Below are 21,934 nucleotides of genomic sequence, written 5' to 3'. Positions count from 1 at the left end.
ATCTCCCCGAATGAGGGCAGAAAGAGAAAGGCAGCCGAACTGCGCTGCCTTTATGTCATTTTTCAAGTTTTATTTGGTTAATACTGCTTCTTTTACGTGAGGAAGCACTGTATCCTGGTAAATTTCAGTCGGATATTTTCCTGTAAAGCAAGCGAGACACTGTCCGCAATTCGAGTCATCGTATTTTCTGCCGATGCCTTTCAGCAGCCCTTCCACACTCAAAAATGAGAGGGTATCGGCTCCGATTTCCTGACGGATTTCTTCAACAGAATGCGAAGACGCGATCAGTTCTTCATGTGTGGAAGTATCAATGCCGTAAAAGCACGGATGAGCGATCGGCGGTGAACTGATTTTCACATGCACCTCTGTCGCACCCGCTTCTCTAAGCATCGTCACAATCCGGCGGCTAGTTGTTCCGCGTACGATAGAGTCATCCACCATCACGACGCGTTTGCCTTCTACAACCCCGCGCACTGCAGACAGCTTCATTCTGACGCCTTGCTCACGCAGAGCCTGGGACGGCTGAATAAATGTTCTGCCGACATAGCGGTTTTTGATTAAGCCCAGCTCATACGGAATGCCTGTTGCCTCTGCATAGCCGATCGCCGCAGAAATACTGGAATCCGGAACCCCGGTTACGACGTCAGCTTCAACTGCGGATTCCTGAGCCAGCATTTTTCCAAGGTTTTTACGGGCACTGTGCACATTAATACCGTCAATATTGCTGTCTGGTCTGGAGAAATAAATGTACTCCATGCTGCAAATGGAACGGTTGATATTCATGGAAAAACGCTCTGATTTCATGCCTTCATCATTAATGATCAGCATTTCCCCCGGCTCTACCTCGCGAAGGTATGTTGCGCCGACGACGTCAAATGCGCATGTTTCTGATGCGACCACATAAGCGTCGCCCATCATGCCGATGGATAGCGGTCTCAGCCCGTTTGGATCAAGCGCGACAATCATTTCTGTTTCGGTCATGATCAGGAACGCGTAGGCGCCTTTCAGCATAGAAAGCGAGTTTTTAATTTGGTCCTTCAGCGTGAAATGTCCGCTTCTTTTGATCAGGTGAGCCAAAACCTCTGTATCCGAAGAGGTTTGAAAAATGCTCCCTTGATTTTCGAGCTGCTGCTTCAGCTGAGTGGCGTTGACAAGGTTTCCGTTATGAGCAAGCGCCAGGCTGCCGTTGTTTTGGGAACGGAAGAGGAGCGGCTGAACATTTTCGTATCCGCCGCCTCCAGCCGTTGCGTACCGAACGTGCCCGATAGCGCCTTTTCCCTTTACTTTGCTGAGTTCGCCATTTTGAAATACTTCAGTGATCAGCCCTTGGCCTTTGTGAGCCGTCAGCTTTTCACCATCAGTCGCTACGATGCCCGCACCCTCCTGTCCTCTGTGCTGAAGGCTGTGGAGACCGTAATACGTGATCTGCGGGGCTTCTTCATGTCCCCAAATCCCAAAAACGCCGCATTCTTCATTTAAGCCTTTGATTTCAGCAAGCATGGGATAGCTCCTTTCCATACGCGTTCAAGCTCTTTCGTTTGCGCATGAATCATTTGTTGTCCATCTTGGTTTTGAATCGCCAGAATTCCGTCAGCCGTTACCTCACCAATATGAACCGCATCTTTGACAGTTGCTTCAAACGCTTCTTGATGTTCTTTTTTCACTGAAACAACGAAGCGGGATTGAGATTCAGAGAATAATAATGCCGCTTCCCCTTCTACAGTCACATTAGCGCCAAGGTTTTCCGTCGTCATGACACTTTCCGCAATCGCTACGCCTAAGCCGCCTTCAGACACATCATGCGCAGATTGAACGAAGCCTTTTTTAATCGCGTCAAGCAGTGCTTTTTGACGAGACAGCTCTACATCAAGATCGATTTGCGGCGCTTTGCCGTAAATACGGCCTTCTGTCATTTTTTGCAGCTCGCTTCCGGCAAACTCTGGTTTTGTTTCACCGATCACATATACGAGATCTCCCGCTTGTTTGAAATGCTGTGTTGTAATGTGTGCTGTATCTTCAATTAAGCCAACCATGCCGATAACTGGTGTCGGATAGATCGCCGTGCCGTTTGATTCGTTATAAAGCGATACGTTACCGCCGATAACCGGTGTGCTGAGAACATTGCACGCTTCGCTTATGCCGTCTGCCGCTTTTTCGATCTGCCAGAAGATTTCCGGCTTCTCCGGGTTTCCGAAGTTAAGGTTATCTGTGACCGCAAGCGGTTCTGCGCCTGAGCAAATGATGTTGCGCGCTGCTTCAGCGACAGCAATTTTCCCGCCGACTTCAGGATCAAGATAGAGATAACGCGCGTTACAGTCTGTCGTCATCGCCAGCGCCTTTTTCGTTCCGCGGATTCTGAGAACACCAGCATCAGACCCAGGAGCGACAACTGTATTCGTGCGCACCATGTAGTCATACTGATCGTAAACCCACTCTTTACTCGCAATCGTCGGCTGCTGAAGAAGGGCCTTCAGCGTTTCATTCGCATCTTCAATTTGCGGAGCCGGAACGTCCGTTTCCAAAAACTCGCGATAATAAGCAGGCTCTTGAGAAGGCTTATGGTAAACCGGTGCTTCTTCTGCCAAGGCATCAACAGGCAGCTCGCACACAACCTCTCCTTTGTGTGTCAGGCGAAGCATTTTATCATCTGTCACATGTCCGACAGAAACCGCTTCAAGATCATACTTGTCAAAAATATCGATGATTTCCTGCTCACGTCCGCGCTCAATAACCAAAAGCATCCGTTCTTGTGATTCAGAAAGCATCATTTCATACGCGGTCATGCCTGTTTCTCGCTGAGGAATCAGGTCAAGGTTCATTTCAATGCCAGAACCGGCTTTACTTGCCATTTCTGCACTTGAGCTTGTTAAACCGGCAGCTCCCATATCCTGAATGCCGACTAAGGCGTCGCATTGGATGACTTCCAGACATGCTTCAAGCAAAAGCTTCTCCATAAACGGATCGCCGACTTGGACAGCAGAACGCTTTTCTTCAGACGAGTCTGACATTTCTTCAGAAGCAAACGTAGCGCCGTGGATGCCGTCACGCCCTGTTTTCGCTCCTACGTACATTACTGTGTTGCCGACACCCTTTGCCTGGCCTTTTTTGATGTCTTCATGATTGATTAAACCGACGCACATGGCGTTGACGAGCGGATTTCCTTCATAGCTGCTGTCAAACTGCACTTCTCCGCCGACTGTCGGGATGCCGATACAGTTGCCGTATCCGGCAATACCCGCTACTACTTCTTCAAACAAGTACTTCACGCGGGGTGAAGTCAGTTCACCAAATCGAAGAGAGTTCAATACAGCGATTGGACGGGCACCCATTGAGAATACATCACGGATAATTCCGCCTACGCCAGTCGCAGCGCCTTGGTAAGGCTCGAGAGCTGATGGGTGGTTATGTGATTCAATTTTGAACACAACCGCTTGGTTATCACCGATATCAACGATTCCGGCGCCTTCCCCAGGCCCCTGCAGCACACGCTCGCCGCTTGTCGGGAATTTACGCAGAATCGGCTTTGAGTTTTTGTAGCTGCAATGCTCAGACCACATGACAGAAAAAATTCCGATTTCTGTGTAGTTCGGCAATCTTCCAAGAATGGATTCTATCAATGCAAACTCATCATCACTGACACCCATTTGCTGATACAGTTTCTCTTCTTTTATTTGTTCTTTACTTGGTTCAAGCAGTAGTGACATGAGTTTCCCTCCAATTTTTCACGATAGACTGGAACAATTTAAGACCGTCGGCGCTTCCAAGCAGTTCATCGACCGCGCGCTCAGGGTGAGGCATCATGCCTAATACATTGCCTTTTTCATTCACGACACCGGCAATGTCGCTGACACTTCCATTAATATTAGAGCCGTATGTGAAAGCAATTTGATTGTTTTCCTTTAATGAAGCAAGCGTCTCGTCATCACAGTAGAAATTCCCTTCACCGTGGGCAACCGGGATTGTAATCGATTGTCCCTTTTCGTAGGAAGCTGTGAATAAGGTTTCGTCGTTCTGAACAATTAATTCAACCGGACGGCAAATGAACTTCAAATCTTTGTTGCGTCTCATTGCGCCTGGCAAAAGGCCAAGCTCCTGTAAAATCTGGAATCCGTTGCAGACGCCAAGAACAGGTTTTCCTTCAGCCGCTGCTTGTTTGACAGCTGGCATAATATTCGCAAATCGGGCGATAGCGCCGCATCTTAAGTAGTCGCCGTAAGAAAATCCTCCCGGAATTAACACGCCGTCGAAGCCGTCAAGGCTTGTTTCCTCATGCCAGACGTATTCCACTTCATGGCCGAGCTCATCCTTTACAGCATGATACATATCGATATCACAGTTGGAGCCGGGTAACACAATCACCGCAAATTTCACTGTGCGACTACCTCCTCAACCTCGTATCTGTAATCTTCAATCACTGTGTTCGCAAGAAGTTTTTCGCACATTTCTTTCACTAGCACGTCAAGATCACGGTCAGATTTTTCAATGGTAAGCTCCATGTATTTCCCGATGCGCACATCTTGAACTTCGTTATAAGTCATACTGTGCAAGGCATGCTGGACAGCGCTCCCTTGTGGATCTAGTACACTTTCTTTTAAGCTGACATAAACTTTTACTTTATACATGATGAATGCCTCCCAGTCTTTTGAAAATCTCTTCGTATGCGTCGGTTAAGCTTCCCAGATTGCGTCTGAATAAATCTTTATCCAGCTTTTCGTTCGTATCTTTATCCCACAAGCGGCATGTGTCAGGAGAAATTTCATCCGCCAAAAGCACTTGCCCTTCTGCATCTAAACCGAATTCAAGCTTGAAATCTATTAATCTGACATGACAATCGTCGAAGATGCTTTGAAGCTCTTCATTTACTGTTTTTGTAATGGACTTAATGGTTTCTACCTGCTCAGGAGTCGCCGCCTTCAAAAGCCAAATATGATCTTCTGTGATGAGCGGATCACCCAGCGCGTCATCCTTGTAGTAAAACTCGATAATCGGCTGTTCAAGTTCCGTGCCTTCTGGAATGCCGAGACGTTTGGACATGCTTCCTGCCACAACATTTCTGACGACGACTTCAAGCGGCACGATCGTTACCTTTTTAATGAGCTGTTCTGTTTCAGAAATGCGCTCGATAAAATGATTGTTAATGCCCTTTGTATGAAGATGTTTGAAAATCAAGCTTGAAATCTCGTTATTTAAGCGCCCTTTTCCGCTGATTTCTGCTTTTTTCTCGCCGTTAAAGGCAGTGGCGGAGTCTTTATACACGACATATAGCGTGTTATCGTCATCGGTTTTGTAGATCTTTTTTGCTTTTCCTTCGTATAAAAGTTCATTCTTCACAATATTCACGGAAGGCCTCCTAACCCGAATGTTGGGAATTTTCAAACTGCGGCGGCTTAGAAGAAGCCGCTAAAAGCTTCTTCTATGCTAAACCTAAACGTTCAAAGATCAGATCAACATTTTTCAGATGGTAATTGTAATCAAAGCAGTCAGCAATTTTTTCCGGAGAAAGACGTGACGTGATTTTCTCTTCCGCTTCCACAAGTTCGCGGAACGGCACTTGTTTTTCCCACGCTTCCATTGCTTTCGGCTGAACTGTATCATAGGCTTCTTCACGTGTAAGGCCTGTGTCAATCAAAGCAAGCAGCACACGCTGAGAATAGATAAGGCCGAGAGTGCGGTCCATGTTGCGCTTCATGTTTTCCGGGAAGACCGTTAAGTTCTTCACGATGTTGGAGAAGCGGTTCAGCATGTAGTTCAGCGCAATTGTCGCATCCGGAAGAATAATCCGTTCTGCTGAAGAATGAGAAATATCGCGCTCATGCCATAATGGAACATTTTCGTAAGCTGTCATCATGTAGCCGCGGATCACGCGCGCCATGCCTGTCATGTTTTCAGAGCCAATCGGATTTCGTTTATGCGGCATTGCAGATGAACCCTTTTGCCCTTTCGCGAAAAATTCCTCAACTTCACGTGTTTCACTCTTTTGCAGTCCGCGGATTTCCACGGCGAATTTCTCAATGCTTGTCGCGATCAAAGCGAGTGTTGCCATATAGTCAGCATGGCGGTCACGCTGAAGGGTTTGAGTTGAAATCGGTGCTGCTTTCAATCCGAGCTTCTCACAGACATATTGTTCAACAAATGGATCAATGTTCGCATATGTGCCGACAGCGCCGGAAATCTTTCCAACCTCAATGCCTGCTTTCGCTTGTTTAAAGCGCTCAAGATTACGTTTCATTTCTTCATGCCAAAGCGCAAGTTTTAAGCCGAAAGTTGTAGGCTCAGCGTGTACGCCGTGCGTGCGCCCCATCATGACTGTGTATTTATGTTCTTTCGCTTTTTCTTTTATAATGTCAACAAATCTCTCAAGATCCTTGAGCAGAATATCGTTTGCCTGTTTTAATAAGTAGGAAAGGGCCGTATCAACAACGTCAGTTGACGTTAATCCGTAGTGCACCCATTTTCTTTCTTCGCCCAGTGATTCGGAAACGGCGCGTGTAAAAGCGACAACGTCATGGCGCGTGTCCTGTTCGATTTCTAAAATGCGGTTGATGTCAAATGACGCGTTCTCGCGCATCAGCTTTACGTCTTCTTTTGGAATGACGCCAAGCTCCGCCCACGCTTCACAGGCAAGAATCTCTACCTCCAGCCATGCTTGAAATCTGTTTTCATCCGTCCAAATCGCGGACATTTCAGGTCTTGAATAACGTTCGATCATTCTGCTTGTCCTCCGTCTCTATTCATCCATTTATTTGTGATCTCCTGAATCCATTCGTCTTCAGGCTGCTTCATAAATGTAATATGCCCCATTTTGCGGCCTTTTTTGATTTCATGTTTTCCGTATATATATAGCTTTGCCTCTTTTAAAAGCTCCGGGTCTTCCTCAACAAGCTTCACTTCATCGCCGAGAAGATTCACCATCATGCCCGGCTTCAGCAAATCTGTCTTCCCAAGCGGAAGCCCGCATACCGCTCTGATATGCTGCTCAAACTGGCTCGTCTCGCAAAGGTCCAGCGTATAATGCCCAGAATTGTGCGGTCTTGGCGCCAGTTCATTGACCAAAAGCTCTCCGTCCTCTGTCAGGAACATCTCAACAGCAAGCGGTCCGACAAGGTTAAGCTCATCTGCAAGCTTAACTGCGAGATCAGCAGCCTTCTGCTGAATCCCTTTCTCTACCCGTGCGGGCACGATGCTTTGGAAAAGAATATTGTTGTGGTGAATGTTTTCAGCTGTCGGAAATGTTGAAATTTCACCGTTTACCGATCTGACAACGATCACCGACAGTTCCATTTTAAAAGAAACCCAGCTTTCAAGAATGCAAGTTCCGTGTTCTAACAGAGCGGCTGCCTGCTCCATTTGCGCCGCTTCTTTTATCACAAATTGGCCTTTGCCGTCGTACCCGCCGCGGCATGTTTTCAGCACTGCCGGAAGCCCAAGCTCCTGTACCGCCTGTTTCAGTTCATCCTTTGTTTTGACGATGCTGTACGGTGCGACTTCACAGCCCGCGGCTTGAATTGCTTTTTTCTCTGTTTCACGGTTTTGGGTAATGAGCAGCAGCTCACTTCCTTGAGGGAGATACGCATGATCTTTTAGCCAATGCAGCGCATCATAGTCGATGTTTTCAAACTCATATGTGATGATATCGCTGATTTCAGCCAATTTTCGAATCGCTTCACGGTCATTATAATGAGCGGTAATTTCGACATCCGCAACCTGCCCGCACGGCGAATCTTTCACCGGATCAACGACCGCGACTTTATACCCCATTTGTTTGGCGGACACAGCCATCATTTTCCCAAGCTGGCCGCCGCCGATAATGCCGATTACAGCTCCCGGATAGATGATTTGTTTAGACAAGCTGATCACTGCTTTCTAACACTGTCTGTTTTGTATTTTCTCTTCTCTCATCCAGCTTACGGGCAAGGTCTTCGTCAAAAGCTGACAAAATTTGCGCCGCTAACAGGCCTGCGTTCACAGCACCCGCTTTGCCGATGGATGTTGTCGCAACAGGCACGCCTCCAGGCATTTGGACGATGGAAAGAAGTGAATCCATTCCGTTCAGCGCCTTGGACTGAACCGGAACTCCAATGACTGGCAGTGTTGTTTTCGCAGCCGTCATCCCTGGCAGATGCGCCGCTCCTCCGGCACCGGCAATGATCACCTTGATGCCTCTTTCTCTAGCAGTTTCAGCATATTCAAACATGAAATCAGGCGTCCGGTGAGCGGAAACGACCTTTTTTTCGTACGGAACATTGAGTTCGTCAAGTATGTCGCATGCGTGTTTCATTGTCTCCCAATCGGAAGTGCTTCCCATGATGATTCCTACTAGCGGCTGCATTCTGTTCCCCACCTTCTAATGCTTTAGTTTTCAGAAAATAAAAAATACCCGCTCTGCATTGCACTTATGAGGAAGCAATACAAACCGGGCATGGTACATGTATCGTCAGTCGTTCGCTTCTGCGATATATCCATGTCAGTTTTATCGATCACTTTCCTGCATAGTCCGGCAATTTACGGTTGCCGGGTAGAAACTTATGGGCCATATTCCCAAGATTATATGAGGTCGTGTTTTGATTTCATGTTTATCTTAACAACGGACATGGATAATGTCAACGATATTATCGAACGATACAAAAATTCATTCTACTAATGTTCGTGTTTTAGATCAATTTCCCTTCAAATACGATTTTTTTCCCGCACGGAACGATCTGAATTGACCCATTTTCCTTTTTTTCCATAAAAATAGGCTCTTCCATTCGCCTTACAGGCAGATATCCTTCTTCTTTCATTTGCTGAAGCACCGCATCAATCGTTTGCTGCTCTGTCACTTCAAACTTTTTCTTCTTCGGCTTTGCCATTATTCTTTAATTCTCCTCTTCTTCACCGCTTTGACCCAGAAGCCGCCGTGGATTGTTTTTGGTTCGTACGCAATAATAAAGGCTTTTGAATCAAGTGTTTTAATCGTATCATATAGCTGGAGTTCATATTTTCTCGGCGTCAGGATCTGAAGGGCTGTGCGGTCGCCTTCAAGCCCGCCTGCCACCCAATTTGTCACGCCGTAGCCTTTTTCACGGAGCTGCTTCGGAAGATCAAGATCGAGCTCCTTCGTAATCACATTGACCATAATATAGCCAAGCGCTAATTTTTCTTCTATTTTCATGCCGACAATTACGCCAAGACCGTAACCGAGCGCGTACGCGATCACATTTTGAATCTGGTCTAAGTTATCGAGCACCAGACTCAGCCCTGTCACATAAACCAGTATTTCAATCGTACTGATGCCGGCCGCTAAATAACGCTGTCCTTTCAGCGTTAAAATCATTCTTATCGTAAAAAATGACACATAGACAATATTAATAATGAGAATTATGAGAACCATGGCTATCCCATTTGATAAGATGGTTTGCATCATTTTATTCATCCCCCTACTCTTCAGCTTGCACAAAGCATTCATATTCTACTAGAGAAATGAGCCGTTTACAATCAGCTTCGCCCGTAAGCTTAAGCAAAATATTTCGACATGCTTTTATGCGTTGAACAGTAGTAGTTTACCCTCTTTCTCGCCTTTTCAAAATCAAAACAAAAAAGCCCGCTTTTCAGCAGACTCACCTCTCTATATCTATTGTCAGATCTCTTTTTTCATTTTCTGAAGGGACTTGTATTCTTTCTCAAGCTCACTCAGCGTGTAGTCAGAAAGCTGTTCCCCTCTTCCTTGATAAAATTCCGAGAGCAGTAATTTGGTTTTTAAAAATTGCTTCTTTTGTTTAATTGCTCGGCGAAGCACATCAGCCATGTCCATCATCCTCCTTAAACATAAAGGTTTTTGCGCTGGACGTTTTCAGCATTTTCCCCATCATACACGGGTTATTCCTACAAATCAACTATGTTTTTTAGATATATTTGTAAAAAGTGTGACATAAAAAAACCGGCTAGGATTAGCCGGTTTTTTCATTAAAGCGGAATCAGCGATGCCGTAAAATATTCAGAAATAAACGGCCAAGTCACTGCCGTAAACAGCAGCGCTATCGCAACCACTGCAAATACACAATAGATATAATCAATTGGTGCATCTTGTGCCGCCTGGTACACACGCTGTACATACAGCGCGATGATAAAAAAGATGGAAAACAAGATCAGCACCGTAAACAGTACTGTCAGCATTGGGACATTCACGATCGCAAAGATCAGCCAAAGGATTGAAACAGCAATTATCGGTACAAGCAATGAACCCAATACGGCAGCCGCTTCTCTGAACGTCACCTTCTGCTTCATCATATAGCGGGAGACAGCCCATATAGCAAAGACCATTACCGCGAAAAAGATCAGCAGATACACAAGAACAACTAAAAACCCGTCATAGAAAGCATGATGGCGTTCTCCGAAACCGAGCGGCCGATTCCAGCTTGCCTTTAACTGAAACCAATTCCCAATTGAAAAAATGATACTGAATATAAGCATTGAAATCAGACCGTACTTATAATGAGAAAAACCATCCGTTACGACAGTTTTCGCCGGTGATTTTAAAATCGAGAACGCAAAACCGCAATATCTGTTGATGGCCGCCCAAACAGACGCAAGCTTGTCTTTAACAGTTGATTCACCGCGTTCCTGGCGCGGTTTCTGCTTTTGTTTTTGCTTCTGCTTGCTTTGCCGGCTCGCCTTTCTGGACATTCTCGATAGCGGTTCTTCATCTGCATCTATTCTTTCACTCTGGTTAATTTCTTCTTCAAACGTTTCTTTTCTTTCTTCCGTCATGTCAGCAACTCCTATCAAAAAAATACGGCGGAATACCATTCAGCAAGAAAATAAAACACTTATATAAGGTACCGAAGCCTTCCTGAACAGTCAAGTCATTTCCATTTAAGTAAAGCATGGCGGCACATCTACATGACGGTATATCGTATGAAATGGTTTTATCTTTTGCAACAAAAAAACCAGCTGCCGGTGCAGCTGGTTTTTCAATTCTTATTTTAAGAAGATAAAGTACAGGATAAATACGACAAACAGCCCGTACATGATTGGATGAACCTCTTTTGCTTTTCCTTTGCACACCATTGTAATCGGATAGAAAATAAATCCGATGGCAATACCAGTCGCGATGCTGTACGTTAACGGCATCATGATCATGGTAAGGAAAGCAGGAACGGCCACTTCGAACTTATCCCAAGCGATTTTGCCAAGCGGCGCCACCATCAATGCACCAACAATAATAAGCGCCGGAGCTGTTACATTTGATGTAACGACTGATAGGAGCGGCGAGAAAAACGTAGCCAGTAAAAAGAGAATCCCTGTTACAATTGCGGCAAACCCTGAACGGGCACCAGCAGCGACACCTGAGCTTGATTCCACATAAGAAGTTGTTGTAGACGTACCAAGCACGGCACCGATCACAATAGAAGATGAATCAGCTAAAAGCGCACGGCCCGCACGCGGCAATTTATTTTCCTTCATTAAACCAGCTTGTGTCGCCACAGCAACAAGTGTACCAGCTGTATCAAAAAATCCGACAAACAAGAATGTTAAAATAACGATCAGCATTTGTACGGAGAAAATATCCGGGAGGTGAATCCACGCTTGTCCGAAAGTCGGCGCAAGGCTCGGCACACTGCCGACAATTTGAGTCGGAACCGGAACCAAACCGAAAATCATGCCGGCAACCGCTGTTAACAGCATCCCGATAAACACGCCTGCGTTCACGCGAAGCACCATTAAAATAACCGTGACAATCACACCGAAAATCGTTAACAGCACAGGACCGCTGTGAATATTTCCGATCGTGACGAGCGTAGAAGGATTTGCAGTAATGATTCCTGAGCCTTGCAAACCAACGAATGTAATAAACAGGCCGATCCCCGCACCGACTGCCAATTTCAGCTCAGGCGGAATGGCGTTAATGATTTTTTCACGAAAACCTGTTAAAGAAAGAGCAACGAAAATAAGACCTGAAATAAAAACACCAGACAAAGCTGCCTGCCATGAAATGCCCATACCAAGGACAACAGAAAACGCAAAAAACGCGTTCAGCCCCATACCCGGCGCGATGGCAATCGGATATCTCGCTATTACTCCCATTAAGATACAGCCTGCTGCAGACGCCAGCGCTGTCGCCGTAAAGACCGCACCCTGGTCAATTCTCAGCGCCTCCGGAAAATCTTTCACGCTCTCCAAAGCAAGCGTAATCGGATTGACGAACAGAATATATGCCATAGATAAAAAAGTCGTTAATCCGCCAATGATTTCATTGCGATAGCTGGTGCCCAGCTCATCAAACTGAAAAAACGTTTTCAAGCTATTTGACTCCCTTCACTCTTTGCTATTTATTCTGTCCTGAAAACGCCAAATAAAAAGCGCCCCAATACATTTTGGGACGCTTGACTACAGTCGGATTTCAGTTCGAATAAATAAACGTGTTTTATTTATATCAAACGAAAGAAATGTTTACGTAGTCAAGCCATTTACGGTAGCTTGGTAGAGACTTGCGAGCCATATTCCCGCGATTATACGAATTCATCTTATTTGATTTCTGTGTCTATTGTACCAACTTCATTTTGAATTGACAATATAAACAACGAACATTACTTATTAAAAAAATTGGTTTATTCGTCTATTGACTAAATTGGTAACAATGATAAAAACCGTATGTATGATTTCATACGGCTTTTCATCTTATGATGATTTTATTTTGAAGGCTGACTCACTTGATGCACTGGTACAGTAAACGAGAACGGCTCTAGTTGAATCAGGTCATTTAAAACGCCTTTATCAATATACAGACCGTATTCATTAAACTCAAAATGCTTTAAAGACAACTTATCAAGATAGGCATCATCCAGTTCAAAAGTAGATAGCATTTCTGCTGTGTCCATATTTTGCACTTCAGCTTTATTCCATTTCAAATAATAACCTTCTTCATAATAGGCCATTGGATCAGACCATGATTGCATTTTTTTCATATCACCAAGGCCAATCATTTCACCTATATTTACTAAGTCATCTTTTGACATACTTGAAGTATTAACTCCTGTGAAGCGGTAATGAACCAATACTTTCCTCCCTTCTTGTTTAATGTTCTCGATTTCAACCCCTATGTTTTGATGTTTTGTTTCAGAAAGACGATACGGCATCCCTGCATTTAGCGGGACTATTTCACTACCCTCAGCCTCAGATCTAATATCTGCAATTAATGTTAGCTTTTTCGCCTTTGGATTAATTGGTGATTCTAACTGTGTTTGTCCTTTTGCTCTTACCGTTCTCTCGTTTACCTTTATGCGATCTCCAAGTTCGATGTTTGACTCTGACATCTCATATGTGTTTCCTAAATCATCTTTAACTTCGTTAATTTCAACCGTATCATGCTTTGCTATGCCTTGATAATCGATTGTAAATTGAAGGACAGATCCAAGTTTCCCGTTTTCCACTTGAATATTGGAAAATTGATAACGATTATGATAAGCCGATATAACTTTTGAGCTTTCTAAATAACCCGCATTCTTTTTGGTAATAGGCAGTTTGAATCTCCAATTTCCCTGTATTTCATTGATATGAGTAATTACAAAGGGCACGGTTTCCCCATTTTTTATTTCAGTACCATTTGTATAAATCCTTAATTGTCCTGCGTATTGCTTGTTATTTAATTTTTTAAGCATTAAGGAATCGTAGTTGATTGAAAAGTTGTCGTTATAACTCGTTTCGTCGACATCATACATGATCTCTTTTTCATCTGACTGGAAGTTATCAACAGTGAAGTTATAAACAAGCTGTCCGGCATCGTAATAGGAGCTGTTTACAGAAACAGTGATTCCCCTGGACTCTGCTTTTTCATTTAAAGCTGTGACCAAATTGCTTTTAAACAATGATAGACCAACTTTATCTTGAAAATCCTTATAAATTTGTCCGACAACGGGTATGCTTCCCATCGCTTTGTTTACAGAAGGCAGAAAAAGACCAGATGATAAATACAATATACATACCACAGCAGCAATAGCCATTCCATTTGTAATAGTTCGTGCCCATTTAAAACGGCGCCTTGTGTTACTTTCATTTTCAGCACGAACGACAGCTTGATGTATTGCCTTTTTGAGTGCTTTCTTTGGCACTTCAATGTCATCAAATATCTGCTTCATTTGGTGTTTGTCCATTTGTTTTGATCCTCCTTTTCCAGCTCCTGTTTCAATGCTTTTCTCGCTCTATGTAAATGGGTTTTAATTGTGCCTTCTGCCATTCCTGTTTGTTCAGCTATCATTGAAATCGAATAATCTTGAAAATAATAGAGCTGAATTGTTAACTGAACATGTTCATCAAGTGTATCCAGCGCATTGCGCAAGTCTATATATTCTTCAATATTCCTTTGGTCCGTGCCAGTGTCATGATGGCTTTCAAACGGAACTAATTCCCCCTTCTTTTTCTTCATTGCAAAAATTGAATTAATAAGAATTCGGGTGAGCCACGTTAAAAAATACTTTGGCTCTTTTAGTTTTTCTATACTGATAAAAGCTTTATAAGCTGTTTCCTGTACAGCATCAAGTGCATCTTCTTTATTTCTTAAATAGAGATAAGCTGTTTTATATAAAGTCTCCTGATGTGCCAGCATAAGTTTTTCAAAGGCCCGTGCATTTCCTTTTCTCGCCTTTGTAATCAATCTGTCTTCCTTCACCTTATCCACCTCCTATGTTGTTAGATACGAAAACTGTCGAAACGGTTTCAAAAAGTTAACAAAAAAAACGCCCCTTTTGAAAAAGGGACGTTTTTCTCATTGTTATTTACTTATTCCCACTCAATCGTCGCAGGCGGCTTACTTGTAATATCGTACACCACGCGGTTAATGTGCTTCACTTCGTTTACGATACGTGTCGAAATGACTTCAAGCACATCCCACGGGATACGCGCCCAGTCAGATGTCATGCCGTCGATTGATGTAACGGCACGGATTCCGATTGTGTAATCATATGTTCTTGCGTCACCCATAACACCAACGCTGCGGATGTCAGGAAGAACAGTGAAGTATTGCCAGATATCACGCTCTAAGCCGTGATTTGCAATTTCTTCACGCAAGATTGCATCTGATTCACGAACGATTTCAAGTTTTTCTTCTGTTACTTCGCCAAGAACACGGATTCCGAGGCCCGGTCCTGGGAACGGCTGACGCCATACGATTTCATCCGGAATGCCGAGCTCTGTGCCAAGCGCGCGCACTTCGTCTTTGAAGAGCGTATTTAACGGCTCGATCAGCTCAAACTGCATGTCTTCAGGAAGTCCGCCGACATTGTGGTGAGATTTGATCGTTTGCGCCGTTGCTGTACCGCTCTCGATGATATCTGTGTAAAGCGTACCTTGTGCAAGGTAGTCGATGCCTTTGAGCTTGTCCGCTTCATCATCAAACACGTAAATGAATTCATTACCGATGATTTTGCGTTTTTGTTCAGGATCAGAAACGCCTTTTAGTTTGTTTAAGAATCGATCTTTTGCGTCTACTTTAATCACATTCATGTTAAAGCCTTCGCTGAATGTTTTCATAACACCCTCAGCTTCGCCTTTACGGAGAAGACCATGGTCTACAAAGATACAAGTCAGCTGGTCGCCGATCGCTTTATGAATCAAAACAGCAACAACAGAGGAATCAACGCCGCCGCTTAGCGCGCAAAGAACCTGTTTGTCTCCGACCGTTTCACGGATTTTTTGCATTTCGATTTCGATAAAGTTCTCCATTGACCATTCGCCTTCGCATTCGCAAACACCGAATACAAAGTTTTTCAGAAGATCATTGCCGTATTCAGAGTGGCGCACTTCCGGGTGGAACTGAACGCCATACCATTTTTTGTCCGCTTTGCTCATTGCTGAGTTCGGGCAGTGATGGCTTGTCGCGTCAACAGTGAAGCCTTCAGGAACTTCTACAACCAAATCGCCGTGGCTCATCCAAACCACTTGTTCGTTTGGAAGATCTTTGAACAAATCAGGTGTGCCTTCGATGCGGATGTTTGCTTTTCCGTATTCACGCTGGCTTGCCGCTTCAACTTTACCGCCAAGGTAATGAGTCATCAGCTGCATGCCGTAGCAAATTCCCAAAACAGGAATATCAAGCTCGAAGATTTTCTCGTCACAGCGGAAAGAGTTTTCATCATACACACTGTTTGGACCGCCGGATAAAATAATTCCTTTTGGATTCATTTTTTTAATTTCTTCAGCCGTCAATGTATGTGGATGCAGCTCGCTGTATACACCGAATTCACGGATACGGCGTGTAATCAGCTGGTTATACTGACTGCCGAAATCAAGGACAAGAATCATTTCATTCACTAACTTTGTCATGGTTGTCACCTAATCTCCTCTAAGTTTTTTGACACAGAAAAAAACGAGGACAGATATGAAGCTCGCTCCGCCCTCTTTGGCAAGGCCGTTTGCCGGAGTCAGGCCAACTCGCTCCCAGACTCCGATAATATTCACTAATTCTAACAACACGTTGATAAGCGGTCAAGACCATCTTCTTTTAATTAAATTTTCCCATAACTCTCTGGAATCATTCCAAAGCGCTGAAGAATCTTCATTTCTGTAAAGCGCCCTTTCATAGCTTAATGTCAGCTTTGACATGTCTTCTATGTCGTATTTTTCATCGATTCGTTTTGCATAATCACGCAGCGTTTCACTGCCTCGTTTCGGCAGCCCTTTTCTCTTCAGTTGTTTCAGCAGCGCGTCATATGCCTCAAAAAACGCGTGCTGATCGCTGCGCCGCTTCAATTTCCTCACGGCGAAAACAGGAATCCATAATGAGCGGAAAACATACAGCAATACAGCTGCCACCAGGAGGACTGCAAGAACCGCAAGCGCTGCATACAAGCCCGCACCGGCATTGGTATGCGAAGCGGACGGCTTTTTAGAAACAGCTGGCTCCCGCTTTTCCTTTTGTTTTTCCTCTTTTTGCGGCTGTTTTTTCTCTTCTTTCTGTTTCTCTTTTGCTTTCTTCGGCGAGCTGCTGTTATCGCTGCCGGAGTCCTTTGTGTCAGAAGAAGTAAATTCAGCCGGATTTGTAAACCCTTTAGTCGGCTCAAATGTAACCCAGCCCTGTTCCGGGAAATACACCTCTACCCAGGAATGGGCATTGTTATTTGTCACTTCGTAGATGCTGCCATTTTTGTTTCCTGCTTCTTTGTATTCGCCGGACGTATAACCCTTTACCCAGCGGGCCGGAATCCCGGCCGAGCGCAAGAGCACCACCATGGCGGAAGAAAAGTTATCACAATAACCCATTTTCGTTTCAAAGAGAAATTGATCGACATAATCTTCATCATTCTTCGGAATGGTCACGTTTTCTGTTTCATATGTGAACGCATTTGACCCTAAATAGTCCTCAACCGCTTTCACCTTATCAAACATATTGTCGTGATCCTGAGTCAGTTTGACCGCAAGGGTTCTCACCCGCTCTGGCAGTGAATCTGGAAGCTGCATGTAGCGATCGCTGAATGTGTACTCCTCACTGTTTTTTCTCACTTTTACCTTTCTCAGTTCATCCAGCTTATAGACCGGGGAATTGTACGCTACAGTATAATTCCCCATATTTCTGATTTCACCGGCTTGTTCACTGATCGGAGAAATTTGCTCCGTGTTGCCGTTCATTTCAAGTGAGACAGCCTGCTTTGGCTGAATGGTTTCCGCACCAATCGGATACATCAGATGGTTATACCCGTAGTGCTTATCGATTTTTACACGGACGGTGCGGCGCTCTGTCGCAACCTTATGGTCAAACCACAGATTTTCAACTTTTCCATTGCTAAGCTGATACGACATGCCTGTGTCTGTTTCAATCCAGCCTTTTCCGGTATACGTGTCCTTCGTTTCCACACGGAAATACGTACGCTCTTTTCCCTGCCATGTAAAAACAGGTGTAGCATCCTGCTGGAACGGGCCGCCGAGTGATTCATCATGATTCCCGTATCCGATTTTGCTTTCCCCTGCAGACACGCGGTCTTGATGAGTGATTTTTTTAAGAAAAGGCACCGGATCAGGCCAGGCCGGCTCTGATTTTGGAGCGGCGAGTCCGAATCCCGTTGCAGCCAAAACCAATACAGATAAAGGAAGAAACCATTTCAGGACAGATGTTTTTGGCAGTGTGATTCTTTCCATCAGCTTAATGCGTTCCAAGTATAAAAGGCCCAGCATAAAGAAGCCGATCAGCACGATACGGATGACGGCAAAAGTGGCATCATATGGCGTAAAGGTATCAAGAATCGTAATATACGCTACTGTCATCAAAAAGAAAAACAAAATTCTTCTCTGGTAAATCACCCAATAATGCAGGAGATAGACCAGCAGCCACAGCAGCACAAAAAACAGCAGGGTCCGAAATGAAGGAATCATGTCATTCCATTGCCCAGATTGAATCAGCGTGATATTCAGATAGACATCCTGCAAAAAAGAGCTGACCCAGCTCAAGTCGAATATAGATCCTTGATAAAACAGGAGGTGTATCGAGATCAATGTAAATATGACACAAAAAGGAACGGTGACAAACCACCTCATCCTGAAAAAAGTCAGCAGAAACGTCAAGCCGATAAAGACACTAAAAAAGCCTGTATGTTTCGTTTCAGTAAAACTGTCAAGCGGCCTGAGCCACTCCCACAGCAATAAAAAAGCCAGAAAATAAAATAACAGCAAGCTCAAACGGCTTCCCTTCTGATCATCGTGCGGCATGTGAACCAGTCACCTCTCTTTCTAAACAACACGCGAAACTCGCCCGCCCCTCATGACCCGAACTCTGATTTGGCGTTTCATCATGCGTTCAATCATGACATTTTCAGCTTGAGAGAGCTCAGCATCTTTCTCTTTTGCCAGTATCACCGTAACCCGGCCGCCTCCTATTTCTGCGAGGTGCAGCATATCTTCCGTTAACTGTCCCGTGACAACAACTTGATCAGCTTGGCGAACAGATGGCTTTCCCAGCTCTTCCCGTGCATGTCGGCTTATCGGGTCTGCCGCATCACAATGAGCGATGGCTAAATGCCGAAGCATATACTTAAAATGCTGATCCCCTTCCTGAATAGGGAAAATGTTTTTTTCCTTCCCGATGGAAGCCAAGCCAGCGCCCGCGCCGTTTTTTAAAACAGAATGAAGAATCGAAGCTGTCACTGAAACGACCTCTTCGAATGCTTCTGAGGAAAAACGGTCCATCAGCAGAAATAGATTTTTGCTGCGAGAAGGCTCAAATTCCTTCGTCATCAGCTGGCTCCGCCGTGCAGAAGTCTTCCAATCTAACGCAGCAAACCGGTCTCCCGGCTGATAATTCCGCACACTTGCTGCGACTGAGGAATGGTGCTGATGAATAGGAGAAGAACCGCTTACACCCTCTTCCTGATGCCTCTCATTCACCTGATAGGAAAAACGCTGAAAGAATGGATAAACAAACAGGGTATCATCCAGCTCAAAAAATGCTGTTTTTTCAATCAAGCCAAGAACATCCCCGGTTCGCACCCTGACAGAATGAAAGTGATGCTCTCCGCGCGGTACCCGAGCTAATTCATACGACATCGTCATGCTCCGTTTAAACCAAGGAAAAACGAGCCGTTTGGCCGCGGCTCCGTCTCGGTTGAAGGACTCAATTCCTTCTGGCAGGCAATCTTCAATTACCATATACATCAGCGGAAACGGCAGCTTTCTTCTCAGCGTAACCGTTACGCCCAGCCTGTCCCCCGCATGCAATTGTGTTTTATCCATTTGCCTTGAAACCTGAAAAGAACGGAGCGGATACAAGGCCAGCAGCCCGGCATACAAGACAAAAGGGAGAAACGCGTAAAACAAAAACCAGCTGACAAAGCCGCCCTGAAACATCGCATAAGAAAAAACAGCAGCCGTCAATAAAGTTAATATAATCAGCTTCCAACCATAAACGAGCCATTGCCATTTCTTATTCATCAGCGGACCGACGACCTTTGAATCGGCACCTTCACAGCTGACATGATCTCCCTTACGATCGCTTCTGCCTGAATCCCTTCAAATTTTGCCTCAGGATGAAGCATCATCCGGTGCGGCAGCGTGAAAGGAGCTAAATATTGAATATCATCCGGGATGACATAGTCGCGATGATGCAGCAGCGCGTATGCCTGTGCCGCTTTCATGAGGGCGATTGAGCCGCGCGGACTGACGCCTAATTGAACAGAAGGATGCTGTCTCGTTTTCTGCACGATTTCAACGATATATTCCTTAATGCTGTCATCAGCACGGACATTTTGCACTTCCCTCTGTAAACGGATGAAGTCTTCTTTTGCAATGACCGGCTCAAGCGTCTCAATCGGATGGCTTTTTTCCTGAAGAGATAAGACGTCAAGCTCTTCATTAAAGGACGGATAACCCATCCGAAGTTTGAATAAAAAACGGTCAAGCTGAGCTTCAGGCAAAGGATAGGTTCCTTCATATTCGACCGGGTTTTGCGTTGCCATCACAAAAAACGGAGCGGCAAGCTGCATCGTATGGCCATCTACCGTGACGCTTCCCTCTTCCATCGCTTCGAGCAAAGCCGACTGTGTCTTCGGAGAGGTACGGTTGATTTCATCAGCCAGCACGATATTTCCCATAATCGGGCCGGGACGATATTCAAATTCCATCGTTTTCGCATTATAGATAGATACCCCTGTTACATCAGATGGCAGCAAATCCGGAGTGAATTGGATTCTTTTGAAATCAGCGCCGATTGACTTTGCCAGCGCGCGGACCATCATCGTTTTTCCGACTCCGGGTACATCCTCAAGCAGCACATGCCCTTTGGCAAGAAGGGCTGCTAAGCTGAGTATGGCGATGTCTCGTTTTCCAACCATTACTCTATTAATATGTTCAACTGCTTTCCCCAGCAAAGGATGCAGGTCTTCTTGATATGCCATTCTTTTCCTCCTAGTCATCTACAAAATTCATCATAATGTAACCTAACTTTACCACAAAAAGCAATCTGTATAAAAAAACGATTCTAGCAAATTGTTTCCAATAAAGCTGGCCAAAACACACAAAAAAGCTTCCTGTGGCAGGAAGCTCAATTATTTGTGTTCTAAAGGCTCCATATGAACATGCGAATAATCAATCGCATGCTCCTCCTTCATTCTCCGCTCAATTTCATTGGCTATATCGTGGCTTTCCGTAATATTTAAATCTGCCGATACCTCAACCACCACATCAACATGAACCGTACTGCCCAAGTATCTTGCTTTTATGTCTTTTAAACGGCTCACACCGGAGATTTTTTCGATTGTCTGTTTATAAGCAGAAATGTCCTTTATGTCGAATCCATCTGTCAAAGAGTGAGATGACTCTTTAAAAATATCCCATGCGGTCTTGCAAATAAGCAGACCGATCACAAACGCAGTGACCGTATCAATCCAAGCAAGATGGAATTGAGCAGCCACAATGCCGATAAATGTGCCGATACTGACGAATGCGTCTGATTTATTATCAGCAGCCGCAGCAAGGAGCGCCTGGCTCTTCACCTTTTTGGCCAGCCTTTTATTGTACCGGTAAACGATCAGCATCAGGACTGCCCCGCCCGCTGCCGTCCAAGCCGCAATCATATCCGGCGTCTCTTGTTTAGCAGAAAAAATAGATTCTCCGGCGCTGAACAGCACTTGCAGTCCGACAACCATCATAATAAACGATGCGATAAGCGATGCAATCGTTTCCGCTCGAAAGTGGCCGTATGGATGATCTTCGTCAGGAGGCTTTTGAGAGATGCGCAGGCCAATCAGCACAGCAACAGAAGCAATAATGTCAGTTGTGTTATTTAACCCGTCTGCCGTAAGTGCTTCCGAGTGAAAAAGATAACCGATGATCAGTTTAATTGCGGAAAGAACAAGATACGCGGCAATGCTGACCAGCGCTCCGGATTCTCCCTTTTTCAGTTCATCATATCTCTCCATACAAAACCTCCTCCCCGCTCACATTTGGCTATTATTATCTTACAAAGCTGAACCGCAGT

20 protein-coding genes and 2 riboswitches are annotated in these 21,934 nt (G+C 44.9%); all 20 genes read right to left on the bottom strand.

What is annotated here, in order from left to right; genetic code table 11:
* Positions 1-69: 69 nt before the first annotated feature.
* Positions 70-1,500: an amidophosphoribosyltransferase gene (purF, locus tag AC0OMU_RS10940; RefSeq protein ID WP_003233947.1), complete on the bottom strand. Its 1,431-nt coding sequence runs from the start codon at positions 1,498-1,500 to the stop codon at positions 70-72.
* Positions 1,476-3,704: a phosphoribosylformylglycinamidine synthase subunit PurL gene (gene purL / locus AC0OMU_RS10935; protein ID WP_049140793.1), complete on the bottom strand. Its 2,229-nt coding sequence runs from the start codon at positions 3,702-3,704 to the stop codon at positions 1,476-1,478. The genes purF and purL overlap by 25 nt, the downstream gene beginning before the upstream one ends.
* Positions 3,688-4,371 (bottom strand): phosphoribosylformylglycinamidine synthase subunit PurQ, encoded by a 684-nt coding sequence (purQ, locus tag AC0OMU_RS10930; protein WP_014663062.1) that lies wholly within the window; start codon positions 4,369-4,371, stop codon positions 3,688-3,690. The genes purL and purQ overlap by 17 nt, the downstream gene beginning before the upstream one ends.
* The gene (purS, locus tag AC0OMU_RS10925) at positions 4,368-4,622 is read right to left on the bottom strand and encodes a phosphoribosylformylglycinamidine synthase subunit PurS (RefSeq protein WP_003219409.1); all 255 of its coding nucleotides are present in this window, start codon (positions 4,620-4,622) and stop codon (positions 4,368-4,370) included. Before purS ends, purQ begins: the two co-directional genes overlap by 4 nt.
* Entirely contained in the window at positions 4,615-5,340 is a 726-nt protein-coding gene (gene purC, locus AC0OMU_RS10920; RefSeq protein ID WP_251218270.1) for a phosphoribosylaminoimidazolesuccinocarboxamide synthase, read from the bottom strand. The genes purS and purC overlap by 8 nt, the downstream gene beginning before the upstream one ends.
* Before the next feature lie 73 nt (positions 5,341-5,413).
* Entirely contained in the window at positions 5,414-6,709 is a 1,296-nt protein-coding gene (gene purB / locus AC0OMU_RS10915) for an adenylosuccinate lyase (protein ID WP_029726598.1), read from the bottom strand.
* The gene (purK, locus tag AC0OMU_RS10910; protein ID WP_474241177.1) at positions 6,706-7,848 is read right to left on the bottom strand and encodes a 5-(carboxyamino)imidazole ribonucleotide synthase; all 1,143 of its coding nucleotides are present in this window, start codon (positions 7,846-7,848) and stop codon (positions 6,706-6,708) included. The genes purB and purK overlap by 4 nt, the downstream gene beginning before the upstream one ends.
* Positions 7,841-8,329 (bottom strand): 5-(carboxyamino)imidazole ribonucleotide mutase, encoded by a 489-nt coding sequence (gene purE / locus AC0OMU_RS10905; protein WP_003244134.1) that lies wholly within the window; start codon positions 8,327-8,329, stop codon positions 7,841-7,843. Before purE ends, purK begins: the two co-directional genes overlap by 8 nt.
* Before the next feature lie 141 nt (positions 8,330-8,470).
* Positions 8,471-8,572, bottom strand: a riboswitch (purine riboswitch).
* Between the two features lie 79 nt (positions 8,573-8,651).
* Positions 8,652-8,849 (bottom strand): NETI motif-containing protein, encoded by a 198-nt coding sequence (locus tag AC0OMU_RS10900; RefSeq protein WP_003219403.1) that lies wholly within the window; start codon positions 8,847-8,849, stop codon positions 8,652-8,654.
* Positions 8,849-9,403 (bottom strand): DUF2179 domain-containing protein, encoded by a 555-nt coding sequence (locus tag AC0OMU_RS10895; RefSeq protein WP_015482896.1) that lies wholly within the window; start codon positions 9,401-9,403, stop codon positions 8,849-8,851. Before AC0OMU_RS10895 ends, AC0OMU_RS10900 begins: the two co-directional genes overlap by 1 nt.
* Before the next feature lie 213 nt (positions 9,404-9,616).
* Entirely contained in the window at positions 9,617-9,784 is a 168-nt protein-coding gene (locus AC0OMU_RS10890; RefSeq protein ID WP_474241176.1) for a Fur-regulated basic protein FbpA, read from the bottom strand.
* Positions 9,785-9,942: 158 nt separating this feature from the next.
* Positions 9,943-10,746 carry a hypothetical protein gene (locus AC0OMU_RS10885; protein ID WP_047182204.1) on the bottom strand — a complete coding sequence of 268 codons (804 nt, stop codon included), beginning with the start codon at positions 10,744-10,746 and terminating at the stop codon, positions 9,943-9,945.
* Positions 10,747-10,956: 210 nt separating this feature from the next.
* A complete protein-coding gene (gene pbuG, locus AC0OMU_RS10880) occupies positions 10,957-12,279 on the bottom strand; it encodes a hypoxanthine/guanine permease PbuG (protein WP_063335611.1) in 1,323 nt (440 codons plus the stop codon).
* Between the two features lie 135 nt (positions 12,280-12,414).
* A riboswitch (purine riboswitch) is annotated at positions 12,415-12,516 on the bottom strand.
* A 152-nt stretch (positions 12,517-12,668) separates the two neighbouring features.
* Positions 12,669-14,129 carry a DUF4179 domain-containing protein gene (locus AC0OMU_RS10875; protein ID WP_474241175.1) on the bottom strand — a complete coding sequence of 487 codons (1,461 nt, stop codon included), beginning with the start codon at positions 14,127-14,129 and terminating at the stop codon, positions 12,669-12,671.
* Complete coding sequence (locus tag AC0OMU_RS10870) at positions 14,111-14,644, bottom strand: sigma-70 family RNA polymerase sigma factor (protein WP_327844115.1); 534 nt, start codon at positions 14,642-14,644, stop codon at positions 14,111-14,113. Before AC0OMU_RS10870 ends, AC0OMU_RS10875 begins: the two co-directional genes overlap by 19 nt.
* Before the next feature lie 110 nt (positions 14,645-14,754).
* Entirely contained in the window at positions 14,755-16,296 is a 1,542-nt protein-coding gene (guaA, locus tag AC0OMU_RS10865; protein WP_003233970.1) for a glutamine-hydrolyzing GMP synthase, read from the bottom strand.
* Between the two features lie 162 nt (positions 16,297-16,458).
* Positions 16,459-18,672 (bottom strand): DUF4129 domain-containing transglutaminase family protein, encoded by a 2,214-nt coding sequence (locus AC0OMU_RS10860; protein ID WP_327844114.1) that lies wholly within the window; start codon positions 18,670-18,672, stop codon positions 16,459-16,461.
* A 21-nt stretch (positions 18,673-18,693) separates the two neighbouring features.
* On the bottom strand, positions 18,694-19,890 hold the full coding sequence (locus AC0OMU_RS10855) for a DUF58 domain-containing protein (RefSeq protein WP_474241174.1): 1,197 nt from the start codon (positions 19,888-19,890) through the stop codon (positions 18,694-18,696).
* Entirely contained in the window at positions 19,890-20,852 is a 963-nt protein-coding gene (locus tag AC0OMU_RS10850) for an AAA family ATPase (RefSeq protein WP_251218264.1), read from the bottom strand. Before AC0OMU_RS10850 ends, AC0OMU_RS10855 begins: the two co-directional genes overlap by 1 nt.
* A gap of 150 nt (positions 20,853-21,002) precedes the next feature.
* Complete coding sequence (gene mneS, locus AC0OMU_RS10845) at positions 21,003-21,875, bottom strand: manganese transporter MneS (protein ID WP_015382984.1); 873 nt, start codon at positions 21,873-21,875, stop codon at positions 21,003-21,005.
* Between the last annotated feature and the right edge of the window lie 59 nt (positions 21,876-21,934).

The organism is Bacillus sp. FAU18, from assembly GCF_056033885.1.
This window is presented reverse-complemented; position numbering and strand designations above follow the sequence as displayed.

Coding starts and splice junctions, on each gene's coding strand:
- purF (WP_003233947.1), bottom strand. CDS start 1,500: ATGCTTGCTGAAATCAAAGGCTTAAATGAAGAATGCGGCGTTTTTGGG.
- purL (WP_049140793.1), bottom strand. CDS start 3,704: ATGTCACTACTGCTTGAACCAAGTAAAGAACAAATAAAAGAAGAGAAA.
- purS (WP_003219409.1), bottom strand. CDS start 4,622: ATGTATAAAGTAAAAGTTTATGTCAGCTTAAAAGAAAGTGTACTAGAT.
- purB (WP_029726598.1), bottom strand. CDS start 6,709: ATGATCGAACGTTATTCAAGACCTGAAATGTCCGCGATTTGGACGGAT.
- purE (WP_003244134.1), bottom strand. CDS start 8,329: ATGCAGCCGCTAGTAGGAATCATCATGGGAAGCACTTCCGATTGGGAG.
- AC0OMU_RS10900 (WP_003219403.1), bottom strand. CDS start 8,849: ATGGCAAAGCCGAAGAAGAAAAAGTTTGAAGTGACAGAGCAGCAAACG.
- AC0OMU_RS10895 (WP_015482896.1), bottom strand. CDS start 9,403: ATGATGCAAACCATCTTATCAAATGGGATAGCCATGGTTCTCATAATT.
- AC0OMU_RS10890 (WP_474241176.1), bottom strand. CDS start 9,784: ATGGCTGATGTGCTTCGCCGAGCAATTAAACAAAAGAAGCAATTTTTA.
- AC0OMU_RS10885 (WP_047182204.1), bottom strand. CDS start 10,746: ATGACGGAAGAAAGAAAAGAAACGTTTGAAGAAGAAATTAACCAGAGT.
- AC0OMU_RS10875 (WP_474241175.1), bottom strand. CDS start 14,129: ATGGACAAACACCAAATGAAGCAGATATTTGATGACATTGAAGTGCCA.
- guaA (WP_003233970.1), bottom strand. CDS start 16,296: ATGACAAAGTTAGTGAATGAAATGATTCTTGTCCTTGATTTCGGCAGT.
- AC0OMU_RS10860 (WP_327844114.1), bottom strand. CDS start 18,672: ATGCCGCACGATGATCAGAAGGGAAGCCGTTTGAGCTTGCTGTTATTT.
- AC0OMU_RS10855 (WP_474241174.1), bottom strand. CDS start 19,890: ATGAATAAGAAATGGCAATGGCTCGTTTATGGTTGGAAGCTGATTATA.
- AC0OMU_RS10850 (WP_251218264.1), bottom strand. CDS start 20,852: ATGGCATATCAAGAAGACCTGCATCCTTTGCTGGGGAAAGCAGTTGAA.
- mneS (WP_015382984.1), bottom strand. CDS start 21,875: ATGGAGAGATATGATGAACTGAAAAAGGGAGAATCCGGAGCGCTGGTC.